General features: G+C 68.7%; 25 protein-coding genes. 13 read left to right on the top strand and 12 right to left on the bottom strand.

What is annotated here, in order from left to right; genetic code table 11:
* Complete coding sequence (locus tag ABZ909_RS29975) at positions 1–471, bottom strand: ribose-5-phosphate isomerase (protein ID WP_357006069.1); 471 nt, start codon at positions 469–471, stop codon at positions 1–3.
* Positions 472–805: 334 nt separating this feature from the next.
* Between ABZ909_RS29975 and ABZ909_RS29970 the strand changes: the two genes are divergently transcribed.
* The gene (locus ABZ909_RS29970; RefSeq protein ID WP_357006319.1) at positions 806–1,708 is read left to right on the top strand and encodes a M48 family metallopeptidase; all 903 of its coding nucleotides are present in this window, start codon (positions 806–808) and stop codon (positions 1,706–1,708) included.
* A gap of 180 nt (positions 1,709–1,888) precedes the next feature.
* Here ABZ909_RS29970 and ABZ909_RS29965 read toward each other — a convergent pair whose 3' ends face one another.
* Positions 1,889–2,536 (bottom strand): DsbA family protein, encoded by a 648-nt coding sequence (locus ABZ909_RS29965; protein WP_357006066.1) that lies wholly within the window; start codon positions 2,534–2,536, stop codon positions 1,889–1,891.
* Positions 2,537–2,705: 169 nt separating this feature from the next.
* Between ABZ909_RS29965 and ABZ909_RS29960 the strand changes: the two genes are divergently transcribed.
* The 3 genes from ABZ909_RS29960 (at position 2,706) to ABZ909_RS29950 (ending at position 5,665) form a co-directional block, all read left to right on the top strand.
* On the top strand, positions 2,706–3,902 hold the full coding sequence (locus tag ABZ909_RS29960) for an FAD/NAD(P)-binding oxidoreductase (RefSeq protein ID WP_357006064.1): 1,197 nt from the start codon (positions 2,706–2,708) through the stop codon (positions 3,900–3,902).
* Between the two features lie 105 nt (positions 3,903–4,007).
* The gene (locus ABZ909_RS29955; protein WP_357006061.1) at positions 4,008–4,409 is read left to right on the top strand and encodes a YciI family protein; all 402 of its coding nucleotides are present in this window, start codon (positions 4,008–4,010) and stop codon (positions 4,407–4,409) included.
* The gene (locus ABZ909_RS29950; protein ID WP_357006058.1) at positions 4,409–5,665 is read left to right on the top strand and encodes a sigma-70 family RNA polymerase sigma factor; all 1,257 of its coding nucleotides are present in this window, start codon (positions 4,409–4,411) and stop codon (positions 5,663–5,665) included. Before ABZ909_RS29955 ends, ABZ909_RS29950 begins: the two co-directional genes overlap by 1 nt.
* A 15-nt stretch (positions 5,666–5,680) precedes the next feature.
* On the opposite strand, the gene ABZ909_RS29945 is transcribed toward ABZ909_RS29950, so the two are convergent.
* A complete protein-coding gene (locus ABZ909_RS29945; protein ID WP_357006056.1) occupies positions 5,681–6,634 on the bottom strand; it encodes an AraC family transcriptional regulator in 954 nt (317 codons plus the stop codon).
* Between the two features lie 121 nt (positions 6,635–6,755).
* On the opposite strand from ABZ909_RS29945, the gene ABZ909_RS29940 reads away from it, so the two are divergent.
* A complete protein-coding gene (locus ABZ909_RS29940) occupies positions 6,756–7,451 on the top strand; it encodes an NAD(P)H oxidoreductase (protein WP_357006053.1) in 696 nt (231 codons plus the stop codon).
* Here the strand turns inward: ABZ909_RS29940 and ABZ909_RS29935 are convergent.
* Complete coding sequence (locus ABZ909_RS29935) at positions 7,448–8,278, bottom strand: phosphoribosylaminoimidazolesuccinocarboxamide synthase (RefSeq protein ID WP_357006051.1); 831 nt, start codon at positions 8,276–8,278, stop codon at positions 7,448–7,450. The genes ABZ909_RS29940 and ABZ909_RS29935 overlap by 4 nt on opposite strands.
* Positions 8,279–8,639: 361 nt before the next feature.
* Here ABZ909_RS29935 and pepN point away from each other — a divergent pair, with 361 nt between their 5' ends.
* From pepN to ABZ909_RS29915, 4 genes are all read left to right on the top strand, one after another.
* Complete coding sequence (gene pepN, locus ABZ909_RS29930) at positions 8,640–11,231, top strand: aminopeptidase N (protein WP_357006048.1); 2,592 nt, start codon at positions 8,640–8,642, stop codon at positions 11,229–11,231.
* A 187-nt stretch (positions 11,232–11,418) separates the two neighbouring features.
* Entirely contained in the window at positions 11,419–11,808 is a 390-nt protein-coding gene (locus tag ABZ909_RS29925) for a hemophore-related protein (RefSeq protein WP_354834689.1), read from the top strand.
* 81 nt (positions 11,809–11,889) lie between these two features.
* On the top strand, positions 11,890–12,492 hold the full coding sequence (locus tag ABZ909_RS29920) for an ATP-dependent Clp protease proteolytic subunit (RefSeq protein WP_354834686.1): 603 nt from the start codon (positions 11,890–11,892) through the stop codon (positions 12,490–12,492).
* A complete protein-coding gene (locus tag ABZ909_RS29915) occupies positions 12,489–13,082 on the top strand; it encodes an ATP-dependent Clp protease proteolytic subunit (RefSeq protein WP_357006044.1) in 594 nt (197 codons plus the stop codon). Before ABZ909_RS29920 ends, ABZ909_RS29915 begins: the two co-directional genes overlap by 4 nt.
* Positions 13,083–13,151: 69 nt before the next feature.
* On the opposite strand, the gene ABZ909_RS29910 is transcribed toward ABZ909_RS29915, so the two are convergent.
* The 5 genes from ABZ909_RS29910 to ABZ909_RS29890 form a co-directional block, all read right to left on the bottom strand.
* Entirely contained in the window at positions 13,152–13,541 is a 390-nt protein-coding gene (locus ABZ909_RS29910) for a helix-turn-helix transcriptional regulator (RefSeq protein WP_357006041.1), read from the bottom strand.
* 177 nt (positions 13,542–13,718) lie between these two features.
* Entirely contained in the window at positions 13,719–14,186 is a 468-nt protein-coding gene (locus ABZ909_RS29905) for a DUF5130 domain-containing protein (protein WP_357006038.1), read from the bottom strand.
* On the bottom strand, positions 14,173–14,451 hold the full coding sequence (locus ABZ909_RS29900) for a hypothetical protein (RefSeq protein ID WP_357006036.1): 279 nt from the start codon (positions 14,449–14,451) through the stop codon (positions 14,173–14,175). Before ABZ909_RS29900 ends, ABZ909_RS29905 begins: the two co-directional genes overlap by 14 nt.
* A gap of 31 nt (positions 14,452–14,482) precedes the next feature.
* The gene (locus ABZ909_RS29895) at positions 14,483–16,120 is read right to left on the bottom strand and encodes a glycoside hydrolase family 13 protein (RefSeq protein WP_357006316.1); all 1,638 of its coding nucleotides are present in this window, start codon (positions 16,118–16,120) and stop codon (positions 14,483–14,485) included.
* A gap of 141 nt (positions 16,121–16,261) precedes the next feature.
* The gene (locus ABZ909_RS29890; RefSeq protein WP_357006033.1) at positions 16,262–16,666 is read right to left on the bottom strand and encodes a globin; all 405 of its coding nucleotides are present in this window, start codon (positions 16,664–16,666) and stop codon (positions 16,262–16,264) included.
* A 267-nt stretch (positions 16,667–16,933) separates the two neighbouring features.
* Here ABZ909_RS29890 and ABZ909_RS29885 point away from each other — a divergent pair, with 267 nt between their 5' ends.
* On the top strand, positions 16,934–17,665 hold the full coding sequence (locus ABZ909_RS29885; protein WP_357006031.1) for an HNH endonuclease: 732 nt from the start codon (positions 16,934–16,936) through the stop codon (positions 17,663–17,665).
* A gap of 4 nt (positions 17,666–17,669) precedes the next feature.
* On the opposite strand, the gene ABZ909_RS29880 is transcribed toward ABZ909_RS29885, so the two are convergent.
* The gene (locus ABZ909_RS29880; protein WP_357006028.1) at positions 17,670–18,125 is read right to left on the bottom strand and encodes a MarR family winged helix-turn-helix transcriptional regulator; all 456 of its coding nucleotides are present in this window, start codon (positions 18,123–18,125) and stop codon (positions 17,670–17,672) included.
* A 60-nt stretch (positions 18,126–18,185) separates the two neighbouring features.
* On the opposite strand from ABZ909_RS29880, the gene ABZ909_RS29875 reads away from it, so the two are divergent.
* Positions 18,186–18,548, top strand: coding sequence for a hypothetical protein (locus tag ABZ909_RS29875; protein ID WP_357006025.1), 363 nt, complete (start codon positions 18,186–18,188; stop codon positions 18,546–18,548).
* A 30-nt stretch (positions 18,549–18,578) separates the two neighbouring features.
* Here the strand turns inward: ABZ909_RS29875 and ABZ909_RS29870 are convergent, their stop codons facing one another.
* Positions 18,579–19,238 (bottom strand): XRE family transcriptional regulator, encoded by a 660-nt coding sequence (locus ABZ909_RS29870; protein WP_357006022.1) that lies wholly within the window; start codon positions 19,236–19,238, stop codon positions 18,579–18,581.
* 73 nt (positions 19,239–19,311) lie between these two features.
* On the opposite strand from ABZ909_RS29870, the gene ABZ909_RS29865 reads away from it, so the two are divergent.
* Complete coding sequence (locus tag ABZ909_RS29865; protein WP_357006020.1) at positions 19,312–20,058, top strand: AzlC family ABC transporter permease; 747 nt, start codon at positions 19,312–19,314, stop codon at positions 20,056–20,058.
* Between the two features lie 43 nt (positions 20,059–20,101).
* Complete coding sequence (locus ABZ909_RS29860; RefSeq protein ID WP_357006017.1) at positions 20,102–20,419, top strand: AzlD domain-containing protein; 318 nt, start codon at positions 20,102–20,104, stop codon at positions 20,417–20,419.
* A 53-nt stretch (positions 20,420–20,472) separates the two neighbouring features.
* Here the strand turns inward: ABZ909_RS29860 and ABZ909_RS29855 are convergent, their stop codons facing one another.
* Positions 20,473–21,201, bottom strand: coding sequence for a dienelactone hydrolase family protein (locus ABZ909_RS29855; protein WP_357006014.1), 729 nt, complete (start codon positions 21,199–21,201; stop codon positions 20,473–20,475).
* Positions 21,202–21,395: the final 194 nt, after the last annotated feature.

The following is a 21,395-nucleotide window of genomic DNA, read 5'->3' as shown; positions in this document are numbered from 1 at the left end:
TCAGTTCGGGAGGGCCGGGGGAACGCCGGTCTTCTCGTACTCGGCGAGAATGTCGATGCGACGCTGGTGACGCTCCTCGTTGGACCACGGGGTGGTCATGAAGGCGTCCACGATGGCGAGGGCTTCCTCGGTGGTGTGCATGCGGCCGCCGATGCCGAGCAGCTGGGCGTTGTTGTGCTGGCGGGCGAGCTGCGCGGTCTCCACGCTCCAGCCCAGGGCGCAGCGGGCGCCGGGTACCTTGTTGGCGGCGATCTGCTCGCCATTGCCGGAGCCGCCGAAGACGAAGCCCAGCGAGCCCGGCTCGGCGACCACGCGGCGGGCGGCCTCGATGCAGAAGGCCGGGTAGTCGTCGAGGGCGTCGTATTCCAGCGCGCCGCAGTCGACGACATCGTGGCCCTGGCCCTCGAGGTGAGCCTTGACGTGGTTCTTCAGTTCGAAGCCGGCATGGTCGGCACCCAGGTATACGCGCATGGCTGCGATTCTGTCAGGACGCCCGCCCCCGGTCCGCATGGGGCTCTCACCGTGAGCGGCCCCGGGGCGACGACCGCGCCGCTACGCCCGCGAAACGTACTATCCAGGCATGACGTCCGACGACAGTTCGTATACGCCGAACGCCTACGGGGGACAAACCGCTGGCGGCCTATCGGGACCGCCGCCCGCCGGAAGCATTCCGGCTTGGAACCCCGCGACCGGCATGGCCGGATGGGATCCCAGGCTGGGCCCGCCGGGATGGGCTCCGCAGCAACCGTATTCGCCGCCCCCGCCGCCGGTGGTGCAGCAGACCCGCGGCCTGTCCCCGTTCGGGATGCCGGCGCGGCACAGCTGGGAGATCCCGCTGCTGGTGATCGTGATCTTGGCCACCGTGCTGGCGTATCTGTTCGCACTGCTGCTGCTGGTGTCCGGCTATGCCGGCCAGCTGGTGCTGGCCCTCGTGTTCGCGCCGCTGCTGGTCTATCTGGGCCGTGGTCTGAACTACGCGACTCAGCGGGTGAACGGCGTGAAGATGTCGCCGACCCAGTTCCCAGAGGGCTATCGCATGGTGCAGGAGGCCGCGGCCCGGTTCGGCATGGCCAAGGTGCCCGACGCCTATGTGCTGCTGGGCAACGGCCAGATCAATGCGTTCGCCTCCGGGCACGGCTTCCGCCGCTACGTGGTGGTGTACAGCGATCTGTTCGAAATCGGCGGCGCGGCACGCAATCCCGAGGCGCTGGCCTTCATCATCGGCCACGAGGTCGGGCACATCGCGGCCGGGCACGTCTCGTACTGGCGGCAGCTGGGCATGTTCCTGGCGCCGTTCCTGCCGATCCTGGGCAGCTCGCTGATCCGCTCCCAGGAGTACACCGCCGACAATCACGGCTTCTGCAACCGGCCGCAGGGCGCGCCCCCGGCCATGCAGACGCTGGCGGGCGGCAAGTACCTGAACAATCTGGTCGGTTTCGACGAGATGGCCGACCGGGCGGCCCAGGAGAAGGGCTTCTTCGTCTGGATCGTGAACGCCATGTCCAGTCATCCGGTACTGACCTGGCGCATGTGGGCGCTGCGCGACCGCAGCCGTCACGGCAAGCTGTTCTGGCGGCCCGACGCGCCGCAGCGTCCGGTCGCGGCCCCGCCCCATGGCGGGTACCAGCCGCCGTACCCGGGCGGATTCGGCGGACCGCCGCCCGGATATGGCGATACCACCACATATCACGAGTACCAGCCGCAATGACGTCTCGCGACAGCGAGATCGGGCGAAGTCTCCAAATATGTGACGGGACAACTTATTTCGTGAGGCGAGGGTGCCTCCCCGGGTGCGGCCGGAATCGGGTTGCCACTCGACCGCGGGCACGCGTGCCCGCCGGTGAACGGCTCTCAGCCGTGCGCCGAAGGCCCGGGGAGGCGGGGAAGTTCAGTCGAAGACGGGGTCCTCGGTGCGGGTCCGCTTGAGCTCGAAGAAGTGCGGGTAGGCGGCCAGCGCGACCGCGCCGTCCCACAGCTTGCCCGCCTCTTCCCCGCGCGGGATGCGGGAGAGCACAGGCCCGAAGAAGGCCACGTCATTGATGTGGATGGTCGGCGTGCCGACATCCGGGCCGACCTTGTCCATACCGGCGTGGTGCGAGGCGCGCAGCGCCTCGTCGAAGTCGGTGCCCTTGGCGGCCTCGGCCAGCTCGGCGGGCAGGCCCACCTCGGCCAGCGACTCGGCGATGATCTGGGCGAGCAGGTCCGCGCGGGAGCCGTCCTCGCGCTCGTACTCGGCGCGGCGGTTGTGCAGGCGGGTGCCCATGGCGGTGTAGAGCGGGGCCAGCACCTTGTCGCCGTGCTCCTGGGCCGCCGCGATGGCGACCCGCACCGGGCCCCAACCGGTCGCGAGCAGCTCCTCATACTGCGGGGGCAGGCCCTCGCGGCCTTCGTTCAGCACGGACAGGCTCATCACGTGGAAGTGCGTCTCGATATCGCGGACCTGCTCGACCTCGAGGATCCAGCGGGAGGTGATCCAGCACCACGGGCACAGCGGGTCGAACCAGAAGTCGACCCGGTCCTTCTTGGTGTCGCTCACAGAGAAATCCTTTCGCAGTCGATCGACGGCCGAGGGCAGGGCCGTACTCAATGCGCAACAACCCGGATTGTTGCCGATATTTCCGCTCCACCCGACTAAGCCCGGGCTAGGGTCGGAATATCGGCCTCATCGACGGCGGTCCCGACCGTACTAGCACGGAGGTTTCGGCATGACCACATCCAGGTTCGTCATCGCGGGCGGTGGACTGGCCGCCGCAAAACTCGCGGAAGCCTTGCGGGCCAATGATTTCGATGGTTCGGTGACGCTTGTCAGCGCGGAGGATCATCTGCCGTACGAGCGTCCGCCGCTGTCCAAGGAGCATCTGCTGGGCAAGAAGGCGCTCAGCGACTTCACCGTGGATCCGGCGCAGTGGTATCGCGACCATCATGTCGAGATGATGCCCGGCACCACCGTCACCGCACTGGATCGCGGCACCAAAACCATTGCGCTGCCGGACGGTACGACACTGCCCTACGACAAGCTGGCGCTGGCCACCGGTTCGCGGCCGCGGCTGCTGCGCCTGCCCGGCGCGGACGCCGAGGGCGTGTACGTGCTGCGCACCATCGAGGAGTCCGACGCCTTGCTCGCGATGTTCGGCTCCGCGCGGCGGCTGGCCGTCGTCGGCGGGGGGTGGATCGGGCTCGAGGTGACCGCCGCTGCGCGTGCCGCGGGCGTGGAAGTGACTGTGCTGGAGGCGGAATCGGTGCCGCTACTGGCCGCGCTCGGGGCCGAGATGGGCGCGGTGTTCGCTGATCTGCACCGCGAGCACGGGGTGGATCTGCGGCTCGGGGTGAAGGTCGGCGAGATCACCACCGCCGACGGCCGGGCCACCGGCGTACGGCTCGACGACGGCACCCACATCGAGGCGGACGCGGTGCTGGTCGCGGTGGGCGCGCGGCCCAATATCGAGCTGGCCGCCGATGCCGGGCTGGCGGTCAGCGGCGGCGTCCTGGTCGACGAGAGCCTGGCCACCAGCGACCCGGATATCGTCGCGGTCGGTGACATCGCCGATCAGCAGCATCCGGTACTGGGGCAGCGAATCCGGGTGGAGCACTGGGCGAATGCGCTCAACCAGCCCGCCGTGGCGGCGCTGACCATGCTGGGCAAGCCCGCCGTGTACGACCGGCTGCCCTACTTCTTTACCGACCAGTACGACCTCGGGATGGAGTACACCGGGTACGTGTCGCCCAGGCGGCAGGCGCGCGTGGTGGTGCGCGGCGACCTCGGCAAGCGCGAGTTCGTGGCGTATTGGCTGGACGCGAGGAACCGGGTGCTGGCCGGGATGAACGTGAACGTTTGGGACGTCACGGACAAGATCAAGAAGCTGATCCTGAGCAGCGAGGCCGTGAACCCCGAGGAGTTGTGACGACCATCACGTAACCCGGAGTGCGGAGTACGTCGCCCCGGCGTACTGGGCTCCGACCTGTGGACGAGAGCGCCCGCGGGGGCGCACAGACGAAAGGAGCCGACCGTGAAGTACATCCTGATCAAGACCTACTCCGCCGCCGCCTACTGCGACACCCCGATCAACGAGTGGGCGCCCGAGGAGATCCAGGCCCACATCGATTTCCAGCGCGCCCTCGGCGAGGAACTGGCCAAGTCCGGCGAACTCGTCGACGCCCAGGGCCTCGCCGACCCGGGCCAGGCGCGCACAGTCACGTCCGACGGCCGTTCCGCGCCGGTGGTCACCGACGGGCCCTTCCCCGAGACCAAGGAGTTCCTGGCCGGGTATTGGATCGTCGATGTCGAGAGCCCGGACCGCGCGCTCGAGATCGCGGCCAAGGCGTCGGCCGCGCCCGGCCCCGGCGGCAAGCCGATCGGCGAGTACATCGAGATCCGCCCGATCATGAGCGCCCCCGCCGCCGATCTCTGATGCCGGACATCGAGATCGAGGACCTGCTGCGCGAACTCGCGCCGCAGGTCCTCGGCACCCTCGTCCGCCGCTACGGCGACTTCGACGCTGCCGAGGACGCCCTCCAGGAGGCCCTGCTCGCCGCCGCCACCCAGTGGCCTGCCGACGGCCTGCCCGACAACCCGCGCGGCTGGCTCACCCAGGTCGGCTCGCGGCGTCTCATCGACACCATCCGCGCCGAGTCGGCCCGCCGAAACCGCGAGGCCGCCAATGCCATTCGCGATCCCGAACGACTCGGTGCCGCCGCCCCCGATCGAGTTGACGCCGCCCGCGCCGAAGATCGTGACGACACGCTGACGCTGTTCTTCCTGTGCTGCCATCCGGCCTTGTCGCCCGCGAGTGCGATCGCGCTGACGCTCCGGGCGGTGGGCGGGCTGACCACCGAGGAGATCGCGCGAGCCTTCCTGCTACCGGAAAAGACCATGGCGCAGCGGATTACGCGGGCCAAGAAGCGCCTGGCGGCCGAGGAGCGGCCGTTCGCCATGCCCGCGGAGTCGAACGGGCGACGGGGGGAATGGAATGAGCGGCTCGACAGTGTGCTGCGGGTGCTCTATCTGATCTACACCGAGGGGCACACCAGCGGTGGTGAGCGACTGTGGCGGGGCGATCTGTCGAGCGAGGCGATTCGGTTGGCGCGGGCCCTGTTCCGCGTCCTGCCGGATGATCCGGAGGTCACCGGGTTGCTCGCATTGCTGCTGCTGACCGATGCCCGGCGGGCGGCGCGCACCGGAAGTCGCGGCGAGCTCATCCCGCTCGCCGAACAGGATCGCGACCTCTGGGATCGCGAGATGATCATCGAGGGCGTGCGGCTGGCGACCGCGTCGGTGCGCAGCGGCCTCATCGGCCCGTACCAGATCCAGGCCGCCATCGCCGCCCTGCACGCCCAGGCGCTGCGTCCCGAGGACACGGACTGGCCCCGAATCCTGTTGCTGTACAACGCCCTCGAGCGCCAATCCCCCAACCCGATGGTGACTCTCAACCGCGCGGTCGCCACCGCCATGGTCCACGGCCCCCAGGCGGGCCTGGACCTCACCGACACCCTCTCCGACTCGCTCGCGGGCAACCACCGCCTCGACGCTGTCCGCGGCCACCTCCACGAAATGGCCGGCGACCCCGACGAAGCCATCGCCGCCTACACCGCCGCGGCCCGCCACACCACCAGCCTCCCCGAACGCGACTACCTCACCATCCGCGCCGCCCGCCTGCGCCGCCGGTGACCGACCGGTGGCAGGTCAGGCAGCGGAGGCACGGAAGGCGGTGGGGCTCTGGCCGCGGTGGCGTTTGAAGGCGGCGGAGAAGCCGAACGGGTCCGCGTAGCCAACCGCTTTGGCGATTTGGGCGATGGTGAGATCAGTGTCGGTGAGCAGTTCCTCGGCCTCGTCCATGCGGGATTCGGTGAGGTAGTTCAGCGGCGGCTGGCCCAGGACCGCGGTGAAGCGCTTGGCGAACAGGGAGCGGGAGACTCGGGCCTCGGCGGCCAGCGACGCGACGGTCCAGGGCGCGCCGGGATCGCTGTGGATGGCGTGCAGTGCCGGGCCGACGATCGGGTCGGATAGACCACGGAACCAGGTCGGGGCCTCCGGTCCGGCCTGCTCGAACCAGTTGCGCAGTGTGCAGACCAGGCTCCAGTCGAAGAGGCGGTCCATCATCGCCTGCGAACCCGCGCTCTGCCCGACAGCCGCGGCGGCCGCCGACTCGTACCAGTCGCAGGTCTCGAAATCCTCGCTGATCACCAGGACCGGCGGGAGCGCCCGCAGGAGGCGTTCGTGGCGGCGCGTCGAGGTCCGGTAGGCCCCGACCATCAGCGCGGTGGCGTCGGCCTCACTGCCCCACCGGATTCCGGTGAGCTCCTGGCCGGAGCACTCGGAATCGGAATGGAAGCAGGCGATCTCGTACTCGGTGGGCGCGGCATCACGATTTCCCGGTCGGTCGGCGGCCCGGTTCCCGACATCGCCTGATACCAGCCGGAATTCATCGGGCCCACGCACCAGCGCGGTGTCGCCCACCGCGAGCGGCCTGCTGCCGCCGCCCGGCAGTAGCAGCGTGCCGCCGCCACGCATGACGGTCACCATGGTCAATGGGGCGTGATCGGCGAAGCGGATGATCCAGGGCGCGGGCATGACCGCGTGCGTCACGATCGAGCCCTCGGCTCGAACACCGCTCAGCAATTTGCTCAGGGGATCCACCCCGTCGAAGGGTAGACGAATTCCTATTCAGTGGAGCGTTTTATCCATGGATCGTCCACATCGATTTCGGTGTACTGAAAGCCATCGGAACGCACCACCGCTCGATCCAGGAGGAAAACCCTTGTCGCACAACGGTATCGACCAGGTCGGCCGGCAGATCCACACCGCCCTGGTCGTGGTCGCCCATCACCGATCCGATTCCCTCACCGCGTACATCGCCGGCCGGACCGTCGCCCGGCTGGAGTCCACCGGATACCGCGTCGACCTGCTGGATCTGCGGGCCGAAGGTTTCGATCCGCGGATGACCGAGGCGGACCAGCCCGACTGGGGTAATCGCGAGAAGACCTACTCCCCCGAGGTCCACGCGCACATGGACCGCATCCTGGCCGCCGATGTCGTGGTCGCCGTCTTCCCGGTCTACTGGGCGAGCGTCCCCGCACTGCTCAAGGGCTGGATCGACCGGGTGTGGAACTACGGGTTCGCCTACGGCCGCAGCAAGCCTCGCCTCGCGGGCAAGCGCATGCTGTGGCTCGGCCTGGCCGGGGTCGCCGCCGGTGACCCGACCGTGGAGTTCATGCAGCAGAGTCTGGAAGGCCAGCTCAATATGGGAATCGCCTACTACTGCGGATTCTCGTACTCGGCAGTCGGTCTGCTCCCTGATGCCGAGGAGCGCCGCCAGCGCCTCACCGCCGACGGCAGCCTGCTCATCGACGCGGCCACCATCGGCGCGGAACGCGAGGCCCAGTACGCCGCACTGGAGCGCAGCGGCGACGGTCTCGTGGCGGACTTCCTTGCCGCCGAACCGATTCCGGTCTAGACCCCGTTCCAGGTATTGCCCGTGATGAGCTCGTAGGCCGCGACGTACTTCTGGCGGGTCACCTCGATCACCTCGGCCGGGATCTCCGGGCCCGGGTACTCCCTGTTCCACCCGGTGGAGGTGGACCAGTCGCGCACGAACTGCTTGTCGAACGACTTCTGCGGGCGGCCGGGCTCGTAGTCGTCGGCCGGCCAGAAGCGGGAGGAGTCCGAGGTCAGCACCTCGTCGCCGACGGTGAGAACGTCGCCGTCCCAGCCGAGTTCGATCTTCGTGTCGGCGATGATGACACCGCGCGCGGCGGCGTGCTCGGCACCGCGGGCGTAGATCTCGAGCGTCAGGTCGCGCAGCTGCTCGGCGACCTCCTTGCCCTCCTGGTTCACCACGTCCGCGAAGCTGATGGGCTCGTCGTGCCCGGCGTCGGCCTTGGTGGTGGGGGTGAAGATGGGTTCGGGCAGCTTGTCGCCATCACGCAGGCCGGGCGGCAGCGCGATACCGGACACGGTGCCGGAGCGCTGGTATTCGGCCAGGCCGCCGCCGGTCAGGTAGCCGCGCGCGATGCACTCCACCTTCAGCATCTTCAGCGGCTTGACCCGCACCCCGCGGCCCGCGAACTCGGCGGGCACGTCGGTGGTGGACAGAATGTGGTTGGGCACATCGGAGAAAAACCCGAACCACCAGTTGGACAGCTGGGTGAGCAGCGCGCCCTTGTCCGGGATCGGGGTCGGCAGCACCACGTCGTACACCGACACCCGGTCGGATGCGACCAGGATCAGCGAATCGCCGTCCTCGTACAGGTCGCGCACCTTACCGGCGTGGATGTGCTTCAACGGTCCTCCTCGTGCTGGGCGATTGCTGCCGCCGCAGAGCTTACCGACGGGCACCGTCCGCCTCGACGCCCGGTCGAACGCCCGATTCCATTCGACCTGGAGCAACCGGCCCGCACGGGTCGGGAACGACCGGCCCGCACGGGTCGGGAACAATCGGCCCGCGCGGGCCACGCCCCGGGTCGACGGGACGTGGCATTGTGGGGAACGTCGTGTCCGCGCCGGGTCTCGAGTGGAGAATTGTTCGGTCCGCTCGATGCCTCGCGCGGGCGCATCGCATCCCGCACCGAACCCTGGGCAACGTCGCTCAGCGAGCCGGGTGCACCTGCACGGCAGCAGTTCTCTTCAGAGCTAAGGAGCCCCCTTGTCCGCACCGAATCTCACCCGCGAGCAGGCGATCGAACGCGCCGCGACGGTCCAGGTCGAGAACTACCGGGTCGAACTGGATCTGACCGGTCAGCCCACCGGTGCCGAAGAGCCGCGCAGTGAGACCTTCCACTCGAAGGCGACGGTGACCTTCACCGCGACCCCGGGCGCGCAGACCTTCATCGATATCGTGGGCGCGGGCGTGCGCTCGGCCGTGCTCAACGGCGTGGCCCTGGATGTCAGCGGCTACGACGAGGAGCAGGGCATCACCCTGCCGAACCTGGCCGCCAGCAACGAGCTCGTCGTCGAGGCCGACTGCGAGTACTCGCACACCGGTGAGGGCCTGCACCGCTTCGTCGACCCCACCGACAACAAGGTCTACCTGTACTCGCAGTTCGAAACCGCCGACTGCAAGCGCATGTTCGCCTGCTTCGACCAGCCCGACCTCAAGGCCACCTACGACGTGATCGTCACCGTGCCCGAGGACTGGGAGGTCATCTCCAACAGCGCGGTCACCGATACCCACACCATCGGCACCGTGGTCCGTCACACCTTCGCCACCACCCCGCGCATGAGCACCTACCTGGTCGCGCTCATCGCCGGACCGTACGCCAAGTGGACCGACTCCTACCGCGATTCGCACGGCGAGATCCCGCTCGGCATCTACTGCCGCGCCTCGCTGGCCGAATTCATGGACGCCGAACGGCTTTTCACCGAAACCAAGCAGGGCTTCGGCTTCTACCACACCAATTTCGGTGTGCCCTATGCCTTCGGCAAGTACGACCAGCTGTTCGTGCCCGAATTCAACGCGGGCGCCATGGAGAACGCGGGCGCGGTCACCTTCCTCGAGGACTACGTCTTCCGCTCCAAGGTGACTCGCGCCTCCTACGAGCGCCGCTGCGAGACCGTGCTGCACGAGATGGCGCACATGTGGTTCGGCGACCTGGTCACCATGAAGTGGTGGGACGACCTGTGGCTGAACGAGTCGTTCGCCACCTTCGCCTCGGTGCTGTGCCAGGTCGGCGCGACCGAATACACCAATGCCTGGACCACTTTCGCCAATGTCGAGAAGTCCTGGGCGTACCGGCAGGACCAGCTGCCCTCCACCCACCCGATCGCCGCCGACATCCCGGACCTGGCCGCTGTCGAGGTGAACTTCGACGGCATCACCTACGCCAAGGGCGCCTCCGTGCTCAAGCAGCTGGTGGCCTACGTCGGTGAGGAGCCGTTCCTGGCCGGTCTGCGCGACTACTTCACCGAACACGCCTACAGCAACGCCACGTTCGACGATCTGGTGGGCGCGCTGGAGAAGGCGTCCGGCCGCGACCTGTCCGACTGGGGCGCGCAGTGGCTCAAGACCACCGGCCTGAACATCCTGCGCCCGGACTTCACCGTGGACGCGGACGGCAACTTCGCCTCCTTCGCGGTCGTCCAGGAGGGCGCGGAGCCCGGCGCCGGTGAGCGCCGCGTGCACCGCCTGGCCATCGGCGTCTACGACGACCAGGACGGAAAACTGGTACGCACCGAGCGCGTCGAGCTCGACATCGATCCGGCCGAGCGCACCGAGGTGCCCGAGCTGGTCGGCGTCGGCCGCGGCAAGCTGGTGCTGGTCAACGACGACGACCTCACCTACTGCTCGGTCCGCCTGGACGCCGGCTCCCTCGACACGGTGGTGGCGCGCATCGCCGATATCGCGGAGCCGCTGCCCCGCACGCTGGCCTGGTCGGCCGCCTGGGAGATGACCCGGCAGGCCGAGATGAAGGCCCGCGACTTCGTGGCGCTGGTGCAGCGCGGCGTCGGCGCGGAAACCGAGATCGGTGTCGTCCAGCGGCTTCTCATGCAGGCCGGAACCGCGCTCGGCGCCTACGCCGACCCCGAGTGGGCGCGCGCCGAGGGCTGGCCCGCCTACGCCGACGGCCTGCTGGAACTGGCCCGCGCCGCCGGTGCGGGCTCGGACCACCAGCTGGCGTTCGTCAACGCGCTGACCGCTGCGCTGCTCGCACCGCAGCACATCCAGGTGCTGCGCCAGCTGCACGCCGATGACCCGGAGGGCGCCGGCCTGCCGGGCCTGACCGTCGACACCGACCTGCGCTGGCGCATCACCCAGGCGCTCGCGGCCGCCGGGGCCATCGATGCCGAAGGCATCGAAACCCCACTCATCGACGCGGAACTCGCGCGCGACGACACCGCCGCGGGCCGCCGTCAGGCCGCGGCCGCGGCCACCGCCCGCCCGCAGGCGGCGGTCAAGGAATCGGCGTGGGACACCGTCATGGGCGACGACACGGTGCCGAACATCACCGCGCGCGCCATCGTCGCCGGTTTCGCCCCGGCGGGCCAGGCCGCGCTGCTGGCCCCGTACGTGGAGCGCTACTTCGCCGACATCGCGTCGGTGTGGGAGCGCCGCTCCAGCGAGGTCGCCCAGACGGTCGTGGTGGGGTTGTACCCGCACTGGGCCGTCACCGAGGAGGCCGTCGCGGTGGCCGACAAGTTCCTCGCCGATGACCACCCGCCGGCGCTGCGCCGCCTGGTGGTGGAGGGCAAGGCGGGCATCGAGCGCTCGCTGCGCGCCCGCGCCTTCGATCGCAGCTAGAAACACTGCACGGCACCATATTTCGACCCTCACAGCCCCTCCCGAATCCGTTCGGGAGGGGCTGTCGGCCGTGCGGGGCCGCCGACTGAAGAGTCGCTGAAGAACCACCGCCGGACGGGGTCCGCGGGGCCCGGGGTCCGACATGATCGGTCCCGCAAGCAATCCCGACCGAATGAGGCCATCCACCATGACATCCTGGACCCGTCACGCCGCCGCCGCTCTTGCCGTCACCGGAATCTGTTCCGCCGCAGTGCTTTCCGGCACAGGGGTCGCGGCCGCCGACGACGATGACTCGCTCACCCGTTCCACCTGCAGCTGGGCCCAGATCGACACCACCCTCAACGATCAGGATCCGGTGCTGGCCCGGCTCATCGACGGCCATCCGGAACTCACCTCCGGGCTCGCGGTGATGTACCAGCTGCCGCCCGAGGCGCGACCCGAGTCCTTCTTCCGCATCGTGTCCCAGTACCCCGACGTCGAGGACCGCATCGAGCAGATCCGCCACGACCACGCCCCCGGCAGCGAACCCGTGCGCGCCAAGTTCGACCGCGTCGCCGACACCTGCCACCGGCACTAGCCCGGCAGGCGCTGCTGTGGGCGGATCCGCTCACAGCAGCGCGGCAGGACTTACGGCGGTTCACTGCGGCACCGTGAAGGCATGGCAGAGAACAAGACTCCGATGTTCAACTGGCACACCAGGGAACAGCTCTTCGCCCGCCGGGTGCTGGTGCTGGACGGGCCGCTCGACGACGACAACGGCACGCTGCTCATGACCCAGCTGCTCACGCTGGCGGCCGAGGATCCCGAGGCCGACATCTCGCTGTGGATCCACTCGCCCGGCGGGTCCGTGCCCGCCATGCTCGCCATCCGCGACGTCATGCGGCTGGTGCCGGGCACGGTTTCCACACTGGCCCTCGGATTGGCCTGCAGCGCGGGACAATTCCTGCTGTCGGCGGGGACGCCCGGGCACCGCTACGCCCTGCCGCACGCCCGCATCCTCATGCACCAGGGTTCGGCGGGCATCGGCGGCAGCGCGGTCGAGGTGGAGGTGCAGGCCGACGACCTGCGCTACACCGTGCAGACCGTGCTCGGCCTGATCGCCGCCGACACCGGCCAGCCCTACGACCAGGTCTTCGAGGACTCCCTGCACGACCGCTGGTTCACCGCGACGCAGGCCCGCGAGTACGGCTTCATCGACGGCATCGTGGACTCTTTCCACCAGGTCGTCCCGCAGCGCCAGAAGCTGGGGATCTCGGCATGAGCGGCACCTACACGATTCCCAATGTGATCGCCCGCGACCCGCGCGGCGAGCGGATCATGGACGTCTACTCGCATCTGCTCACCGAACGCATCGTCTATCTCGGCACACCCATCGACTCCGGCGTCGCGAATGCCCTGATCGCCCAGCTCCTCCACCTGGACGCGGAAAGCCCGGGCCAGGACATCAACCTCTACATCAACTGCGAGGGTGGCGACCTGTCGGCCATGCTCGCGGTCTACGACACCATGCAGCACATTCAGTCCCCCGTGGTGACCACCTGCGTCGGCCAGGCGATCGCGGTAGGCGCGGTGCTGCTGGCCGGCGGTGCGAAGGGACGCCGCAATGTCCTCCCGCACTCCCGAATCGTCCTGCACCAGCCCGCGATCCGAGGTCAGGGCACCATCCCCGACCTCATCCTGCAGGCCGACGAAATCGTCCGCATGCGCGCCCAGATCGAAGCCATCCTCGCCACCCACACCGGCCAGTCCGCGGAAACCCTGCGCCGCGACACCGATCGGGACCGGGTCTTCACCGCGCAAACCGCGCTCGACTACGGCCTGGCCGACCACCTCCTCGGCCCTCGCGCCTGAACGCCGACGAGCATGCGCTGGTGCACGCACAACGCCGAAAAGGCAGGTGCGCCAACGCATGCTCGTGGATCAGGCGGCCAGCAGGACGGGGGAGATCGCCAGTGGCGAGATGGCCGGGTGCCGGGCCGGGGCGGGACGGGCGCGAAGCAGGTCTTCGGCCACCTGCCGTGTGAGCGAACCCAGGCTGGTGCCCAGAGCCCCCGCCAAGGCCGCGATCATCTCGCTGGACGGCTCCTTGCGCCCCCGTTCGACCTCGGACAGATACTGCGGCGAAATACCTGCCCGCCCAGCCGTTTCCGTCAGCTTCTCCCCCCGCTCCAGCCGGAGCGAGCGCAGCTGACCGCCGAGCGCCTCCCGCCACAGCGGCTCGCGCACCGGCGCCGGACGCACCCTGGGTCGCACTGCCCCGGCTTCGTCGAGACCACCGGGAATTGCTTTCAAACGCGGATGCTCGGCCATCTCCCGAGCGTAAATTCCCCCACCACGCCGCCGCGCCCCGATCTGCTCAGGGCGAAATGTCTGTCGGAGTGTGCGGGGTCGGTGCGCGACCTTGATCCCTCGGGGTTTGGGGGCTGAGCCCCCAAACGTCCCTCGGGGTTTCAGGGGCGAAGCCCCCGGAGAAGTGCCGAGAGTCGGCTAGACCCGCCCGATGGCGGCAGCCATCACCCGCACGGCCGAGACCAGGCCGTCGATCAGCTCGCCCTGACGGAAGGAGCTGGTGGCGGCGGTGGCACCGAGCTGGCAGACGCGGTCGTTGGCGCGCTCGGCGACGTCGCGGCCGGAGCGCACCTCGACGGAGCTGGTGTTCGGGTCCACCGCGATGAGCACCGAGCGGGCGGCCTCGGGGGTGGACGGGAACAGGGCGTCCACGCCGGCGGCCGAGTCGGAGCCCAGGTCACCGATGTAGATGTTGAAGCGCACCTTGGTGGCGCGGGTGGCGTCGGTGAGCGCATTGTCCATGAGCAGCCGCTCGCGGTCGCTGAACGGCGCTTCCTTGAAGACGTCGCCGGCCTCGTGCACACCGGAGACGCGTCCACTCGTGGTGATCGCGTAACCGTGGGGTAGGTCGGCCTGATCCACCGCGGGCCAATTAGAACTTGCCACTTGCCCGGCCTCCGATCAGCTCCGCGTCGGCGGATTCGATAGCCGCATGGTCACCATGCGAATCAGCAGTGTCGTGGTGGCCGGATCCGGTCACCTCGTCGGTCGCGCTCCACAGCACCGGGGGCTGGGTCCACTTCGCACCGAGTTCGTAGTGTTCCGGCTTCTTGCCGGGCAGCGGCTTGCCGAGGAACGACAATCCGGCGATCACCAGATAGATCGCGACCGGGATGCCGACGTAGATCAGCACTGTCTGGAGAATGCTCACGGCCCAACGGTAGTCGATGCCCGTGTGACTACTACGACCGGTAAGGGTTAGTGCGGCCGTGTCGTGACAAACCCTTCCAGGCCAGCCAGGCCGTCGAGTTCGCCGGAAGTTCTCGCCGTCCATTGATCGCCGCGCTCGCCAGCAGCACCTCACCCGCGGGGAGCATGATCGGCGCATCGGTGGCATTGAGCACGCACAGCAGACCGCCGTTGCGCCGGAACGCGAGGCAGCCGGGCGGACTCGCGTACCACTCCAGCTCGAACCCGCCGAATTCCGGCCGGACGGCCCGCAATTCGATCGCCATCCGGTACAGCGACAGCATGGAATCCAGTCGCTCCAGCTGCGCCTCCACGGTCAGCGCCGCCCACTCCGGCGGCATGGGCAGCCACGGCACCCCCGCCGTGAACCCGAACGGCGGCGACTTCCCCTCCCACGGCAGCGGCACCCGGCAGCCGTCCCGGCCGCGCTCGGTGTGCCCGGAGCGCTCCCAGGTGGGGTCCTGCAGCGCCGACTCGGGGAGATCGTCCACATTGGCCAGCCCCAATTCGGCTCCGTTGTAGACGAATACGCTGCCCGGCAGTGCCAGTTCCAGCAGGATCATGGCCCGTGCCCGCGCCTGCCCGACGGGCCCGCCACCGTAGCGGGTGACCTCGCGCTCGATGTCGTGGTTGGACAGCGTCCAGGTGGGCGTCGCGCCGACCCCGGCCACCGCGCGCAGCGAATTTTCCACGGCCGCGCGGATCCGATCCGGCCGGAAAGGCGTCTGGGCGAGCCGGAAATTGAAGGCCAGGTGCAATTCGTCGGGCCGGAGGTATTCGCCGAAGCGGGTGTTGTCGTCGACCCACACCTCGCCGATGGCGACCGCGTGCGGATACTCGTCCATCACCTTCCGGATCCGCCGGTGGATGTCGTGCGCGCCGGGGTTGTTGAAGCGCGGATCGTCGTCTTCGAGGTGGAGCATCCGCGTTTCGACGCGCTCCATATCGGGCAGGCCCGGAGGTTTGGCCATGCCGTGCGCCACGTCGATCCGGAAGCCGTCCACGCCACGGTCCAGCCAGAACCGCAGAGTCTGTTCGAAATCGGCTGCGACCTCAGGGTTTTCCCAGTTCAGGTCGGGTTGTTCGGCGGCGAAGATGTGCAGGTACCACTGCCCCGGTCTACCGTCCGATTCGATCACCCGGGTCCAGGCCGGACCGCCGAAGATGCTCGGCCAATTGTTCGGCGGCACAGTGCCCTCCGGCCCGCGGCCGTCGCGGAAGAAGTACCGCGCCCGCTCCGGACTCCTCGGCCCCGCTGCCAGCGCCGCCCGGAACCACGGATGCTGATCGCTGGTGTGGTTGGGCACCAGGTCCATGGTCACCCGCATGTCCCGGTCGTGCGCCTCGGCGATGATCGCGTCCAACGCGTCGAGGCCGCCGAACAGCGGGTCGATATCGCGCGGGTCGGACACGTCGTAGCCGCCGTCGGCCATGGGCGAGCGCATCACCGGGCAGATCCACAGCGCGTCCACCCCGAGTAGCTCGAGATAGCCCAGGCGGTCACGTAGTCCACCCAGATCGCCGACACCGTCACCGCCGGAATCGGCGAAGGAACGCGGGTACACCTGGTAGAACACGGCCGATCGCCACCACGGGGACGGCCCGGCTCCGTCCCCGGCTGCGGCGGAAATATCTATCACAGCCGTAATGGTGCCAAAGCGCAGTGACTTTCGCGGGCGCGTCGACCGGACTTGTCCAGTTTCAGCAAATTAGCAGCGGACAGCTGTGGGCGCCCGGAAACACTGTGAGGCGCTGGGATTTCTGCGGATCACTCAGAAAGGCGAGTTTATCAGCGAATTCGCGGCCATCTCGAAGTAATCGAGCAGTTGCTGCCGGTGCGCATCGTCGAGCACCTCCGGCTCGATCTCCGCTACCGCGATGCGCATGGCCCGCAGCCACGCGTCCCGCTCGATCGGCCCGACCTTGAACGGCATGTGCCGCATCCGCAGGCGCGGATGCCCGCGCTCATCGGAGTAGGTCCGCGGCCCGCCCCAGTACTGCTCCAGGAACATCCGCAGGCGCCGCTCGGCCGGGCCCAGGTCCTGCTCCGGATACAGCGGCCGCAACACCTCGTCCTGCGACACCTCGCGGTAGAACGCCGCGACGATCCGATGGAACGTCTTCTCGCCGCCCACGGCTTCATAGAAGGAGGTTGCAGTCTGCTCGCCGGAAGTCACGCTCCCATTGTGCCCAGTCCCGCGACATTCGGCCCGGGTGCACCCTCGATGCGGCCGATCGACGCCCCTCAGCACACCGTTCGCTGCTCGGAACAGTGTTCCTCGACACCCGCCCGGCCCGCGTGCACGATTGTCACGTCCCGTTCATCCGAATGTGCCCGACAATGTGCGAAATCACCGTGCAATGTGCGGCGAGTCATGGTCAACTGGGTGACAGTCTGCCGAGATACCACACAATCGGACGAATACGAAACCGGGGTATGGCCCATGAAGCAGCGGCACGGCGCCCGACACGAGGCGCGGACCCATCGACAACTCCAGCCCGCCGACGTCCACAATCGTGGGTCGGGGGCTACTCCGCTGCACTTGCTGTCCGAATATTCTCATTCCGAGCATCACCTGGGCACTCATCCCGAGCCGGCCCATCCGGGCGACCACCGCGAGCATGCGCATCATCCGCCCACCGCAGCACCCGTTCCCGCCTGGGCCAAACGCCGCGTGCTGCTGCTGAACGCCACGTACGAGCCGCTCACCGCCCTGTCCGCACGTCGCGCCATCGTGCTGCTGATCTGCGACAAGGCCGACACCGTGCACGACAATCCGGAGGGTCCGGTCGTGCATTCCGCCGGCACCTCGGTGGCGCTTCCCTCGGTCATCCGACTACGCAACTACGTGCGCGTCCCCTACCGGGCACGGGTACCCATGACCCGAGCCGCCCTCATGCATCGCGACCGATACCGCTGCGCCTACTGCGGCGGCAAGGCCGAAACCATCGATCACGTCATTCCACGCAGCCGCGGCGGCGCCCACTCGTGGGAGAACTGCGTCGCGTCCTGCGCCCCCTGCAATCACCGCAAGGCCGACAAGCTCCTGAGCGAACTGGGCTGGACGCTGCACCATCCGATGGTCGCGCCCAAGGGCCCGCACTGGCGGTTGCTGTCGGCCAGCTCGGAACTGGATCCGACGTGGTTGCAGTACCTCGGCGAGGGCGCGGCCTGACGCATCACTCCCCTGTGGGCAGACCGGCTTCGGCGGCCAGCACGCCGAGCGCGCGCAGGAAGGCCGTGCGCTCCTTGGCCGTCAGCCCGGCGGTGAGCTCTTCGTCGAGTTCTCGCGCGGCCTTTTCGCATTCCGCCAGCAGCGTGTAGCCGTGTCCGGTGAGCGTCAGCACCTGTCGGCGCCGATCCCCGGGATCCCGCACGCGCTCGATCGCGCCGAGTCGTTCCAGATGATCGGCCAGCGCCACCACCAGGCTCGGCGCGACGCCGAGCCGGCCCGCCAACTCCTGTTGTGACGCGGCCTCGCCGTGGCTCAGCACTGTCATCAGCCCCGCGTGTTTCGGCTTCAGCTCGAGGGTTTCGATGCGCGCGGCGAAGCGATCGGCGACCACCGAACCCACCGTGCCCAGCCGGAACGAGACGGTCTTCGGGAGTCCGGTCGGCTTCTTGACATCGTTCACGGGTCAGATGATACTTCCCTCGAAACGTTCAGACTATGAATGATTTAAGGAGTGAAGGAAATGGATGCTTACACCGGAATCGCCCTCGCGAACGCGGCGGTCGCCCTGGTCTCGGGAATCTCCAGCGTGGTGGGCATGGCGCGGCCCGCGCTGGCGGTACCGGACGAGGGCCAGATCAATGCGGGCACAATGTTTTTCGCGTACGCGTACGGTGCGCGGGCGGTGCCGCTGAGCATCGTGATGCTGATCCTGCTCGCGGTCGGGGCCCGCAGCGGGCTGGCGCCGATCCTGGTGGTCGCCGGACTGGCTCAGATCGGCGACGCGGTCATCGGTGCGGGACGGCGCAATTGGCCGATGGCGGTCTCCTGCGTCGGACTGGCGGCGGTGCACCTGCTGTCCGCCTGGTGGGTGGCCGGGCAGTGAGATCGGCCGCGCCGCAGCCGGATTCGCGGATCAGCTGTATTCGCTGACCAGCAGGGCCCAAGTGCCCGGCTCGAGAGCCTCGAAGACGTGCGGCAGATCACCGGGGTAGCAGATGTAGTCGCCGGGCCCGAGTTCCACCGGATCTTCGGCAAGCCCGACCTTGGCGCGTCCGGCGCACAGCACGATGTGCTCGACGACGCCGCGGGAGTGCGGTGCCGAGTCACGAGGATGGCCGGGTTCGGCGGTGACGCGATAGACGTCACGACGGGCCGCGGGCGGGGAGGCCGCGAGCAGGGTGGTCCGATACTCGGACCGCGCCGAGGCGAGGACCGGACCCTCACCCGCGCGGATCACCTGAACCTGCGGGGTCGGGGGATCCAGCAGCCGCGAGAACTGGATGTCGAGCGCGAGGCAGAGCGCCCACAACGTTTCGATGCTGGGGTTGCCGGAGCCCGATTCCAGTTGGGACAGTGTAGATTTGGCGATCCCGGCGCGACGGGCGACCTCGGTCAGCGAGAGTCCGGAACGAGCCCGCTCCCGGCGCAGAGCGGCGGCGATCGCCTCCTGCGGAGACGCGGGCGCCTGCAGCGGAGACACCGGCGCCTGCTGGGCAGACTCGGGCACCTGCCGGGCAGACCCGGGCACCTGCTGGGCAGACTCGGGCTCGGAGCGGTCGGACTGCTGGGTCATGGTGGCGTTCACAGTACCGGGATGTCGGCACGCCCTTTGACGAACCTGGCCGGTTGTGTTCATTATAGAAAACATGCGTTCGGCATGGCGAACACTCGATCGGGGTGTGCTCACAGGTATCGCGGCGATCTGCCTGGCAGTCGCCATGATCGGCGTATCCTACGGCGCTACCGCGGTGACCTCCGGACTACCCGGCTGGCTGCCGGTGCTCATGAGCGTCTCCGTCGTGGCCGGCGGCTCGGAATTCGTCTTCATCGGTATTCTCACCGCCGGCGGTGGGCTGGTCGCCGCCGTACTGGCGGGACTGCTCGTCAACGCCAGGCACCTGCCCTATGGACTGTCCGTGCCCGATGTGGTCGGCACCGGCTGGCGGCGGCTGCTGGGCACCCACGTCATGAACGACGAATCGGTGGCCATGGCCCTGGCCCAGCCGGATCGGGATCGACGGCGTGCCGCCTACTGGGTGTGCGGGCTCTCGGTACTCGCCGTGTGGCCGCTCGGCGCGACGATCGGCGCGATACTCGGTGCGGTGGTACCGGACCCCAATGCGTTCGGTCTGGACGCCGTCTTCCCGGCCGTACTGTTCTCACTGGTGCTGCCCGCCCTGCGCGAACCCCTCACCCGCACAGCCGCTCTGGTCGGCGCCGTGGTCGCCGCGGCTACCACACCGTTCCTGGGCACGGGGCTGCCGGTACTGCTCGCGCTGACCGCGGTCTTGCTGGTCGTGCGCCGCGCGGGCGCGGGCGAAGCCACCACCACCGCGAACGCGGATCAGGCGGCGAGTACCGAGTGCACCACCGCTGCGGCTGGGACCGTGTGATGCGGGCGATCTTTCGACGGCTGGACTCCAGGGGCGCGCGCCGATGACCAAGACTCTCCTGGTGGGTGCCATGGCATTGGCCATGGGTACCTTCGCATTCCGATTCGCCGGGCCGCTGTTGCGGAGCCGGGTCAAGATTTCGCCGCGCACCATCCGGCTGCTGGAGATCGCGTCGGTCGTGCTGCTCACCGCGCTGGCGGTGACCACGCTGGTGCCGACGGGCAGCGGCCAATTCGGGTGGGCGCTGCCCGCGGGCGTGCTGGTCTCGGCGGGGCTGGCGTGGAAACGCGCGCCGCTGCTCGTGGTGATCCTCTCCGCGGCGGTGGTAACGGCGGGGCTGCGGATGCTCGGCGTGCACTGAGGAGCGAATCCTCAGCGTCTGCTGAGAACTGAATCCTCGGCGTACCGAATTCGCTAGCCGCGCAGCAGGTCCGCGAGCCGGGCCCAGGAATCCTCGGCAACCTCGGGCCGGTACCAATCGCGGCCGGGGAAGAGGAAGCCGTGCGGGGCGTCGGCGTAGACCACGATCTCGTGCTGGATATTGCCCGCGCTCAGCGCCTCTTCGAGTTCGTCGCGAGCCTCGGCATCGATCAGCGGATCCTCACCGCCGAAGAACAACACGACCTGGCCCGTGATGCCGGGGGTGGCTTCGACAGTAGGTTCGGGTGTGGACAGCGGGATATCGGTATTGGTGAGCCAGCCCGGGTAGAACGCGGCGGTGGCGGCCAGTGGGAGCTGGGTGGCGGCGTAGTAGGCGACGTGCCCGCCCGCGCTGAAGCCGACCATATTCAGCGACACCGCGCCGCGACGACGCAATTCGTCGAGACAGGCCGAGATATCGTCGACCACTCCCGGACGGGTCAGGGTGCGCAGCAGTTCGAGGCCGCGTTCCCGATCGGCGTGCAATTCCAGCTCGGCGCGCGGCGCGGCGCGGTGGAACAGGTCCGGCAGGACGGCGATGACGCCCAGGGACGCCAGACGGTCGGCGGCCGCCCGCGCCGTGGCGTGCTGGCCGTAGATCTCGTGTCCCACAACGACTCCCGGATACTCACCCGGTTCCGCCGGACGGGCCACGTAGGCACTCATCACGGCATCGCCGACCTTCAGGTCGGTCCACTCGGTCACGATCGCGGCATCGCTCATGCCGCCAAGGTAATCCGCACGGGGCGGGGCGACCAATCGTTGCGGCTATGTCGGCCATCGCGATTCCGATGGCCGGCCGACCGGTTGTCGCCTCAGCCGCCCACGGCGGGCGCGAAGGCCGGGGCCAGCAGGGCGATACCCAGCGCCACACCCGCGAGAATGCACCTCAAGATCATCATGATTATGGCCCCTCC

Source organism: Nocardia sp. NPDC046763 (assembly GCF_040645495.1).
GTDB lineage: Bacteria > Actinomycetota > Actinomycetes > Mycobacteriales > Mycobacteriaceae > Nocardia.
The sequence above is the reverse complement of the archived record's forward strand: the minus strand, read 5'-3'. Positions and strand labels throughout refer to the sequence as shown.

Coding starts and splice junctions, on each gene's coding strand:
- ABZ909_RS29975 (WP_357006069.1), bottom strand. CDS start 471: ATGCGCGTATACCTGGGTGCCGACCATGCCGGCTTCGAACTGAAGAAC.
- ABZ909_RS29970 (WP_357006319.1), top strand. CDS start 806: ATGCCGGCGCGGCACAGCTGGGAGATCCCGCTGCTGGTGATCGTGATC.
- ABZ909_RS29960 (WP_357006064.1), top strand. CDS start 2,706: ATGACCACATCCAGGTTCGTCATCGCGGGCGGTGGACTGGCCGCCGCA.
- ABZ909_RS29950 (WP_357006058.1), top strand. CDS start 4,409: ATGCCGGACATCGAGATCGAGGACCTGCTGCGCGAACTCGCGCCGCAG.
- ABZ909_RS29925 (WP_354834689.1), top strand. CDS start 11,419: ATGACATCCTGGACCCGTCACGCCGCCGCCGCTCTTGCCGTCACCGGA.
- ABZ909_RS29920 (WP_354834686.1), top strand. CDS start 11,890: ATGGCAGAGAACAAGACTCCGATGTTCAACTGGCACACCAGGGAACAG.
- ABZ909_RS29915 (WP_357006044.1), top strand. CDS start 12,489: ATGAGCGGCACCTACACGATTCCCAATGTGATCGCCCGCGACCCGCGC.
- ABZ909_RS29910 (WP_357006041.1), bottom strand. CDS start 13,541: ATGGCCGAGCATCCGCGTTTGAAAGCAATTCCCGGTGGTCTCGACGAA.
- ABZ909_RS29885 (WP_357006031.1), top strand. CDS start 16,934: ATGAAGCAGCGGCACGGCGCCCGACACGAGGCGCGGACCCATCGACAA.
- ABZ909_RS29875 (WP_357006025.1), top strand. CDS start 18,186: ATGGATGCTTACACCGGAATCGCCCTCGCGAACGCGGCGGTCGCCCTG.
- ABZ909_RS29870 (WP_357006022.1), bottom strand. CDS start 19,238: ATGACCCAGCAGTCCGACCGCTCCGAGCCCGAGTCTGCCCAGCAGGTG.
- ABZ909_RS29865 (WP_357006020.1), top strand. CDS start 19,312: ATGCGTTCGGCATGGCGAACACTCGATCGGGGTGTGCTCACAGGTATC.
- ABZ909_RS29860 (WP_357006017.1), top strand. CDS start 20,102: ATGACCAAGACTCTCCTGGTGGGTGCCATGGCATTGGCCATGGGTACC.
- ABZ909_RS29855 (WP_357006014.1), bottom strand. CDS start 21,201: ATGAGCGATGCCGCGATCGTGACCGAGTGGACCGACCTGAAGGTCGGC.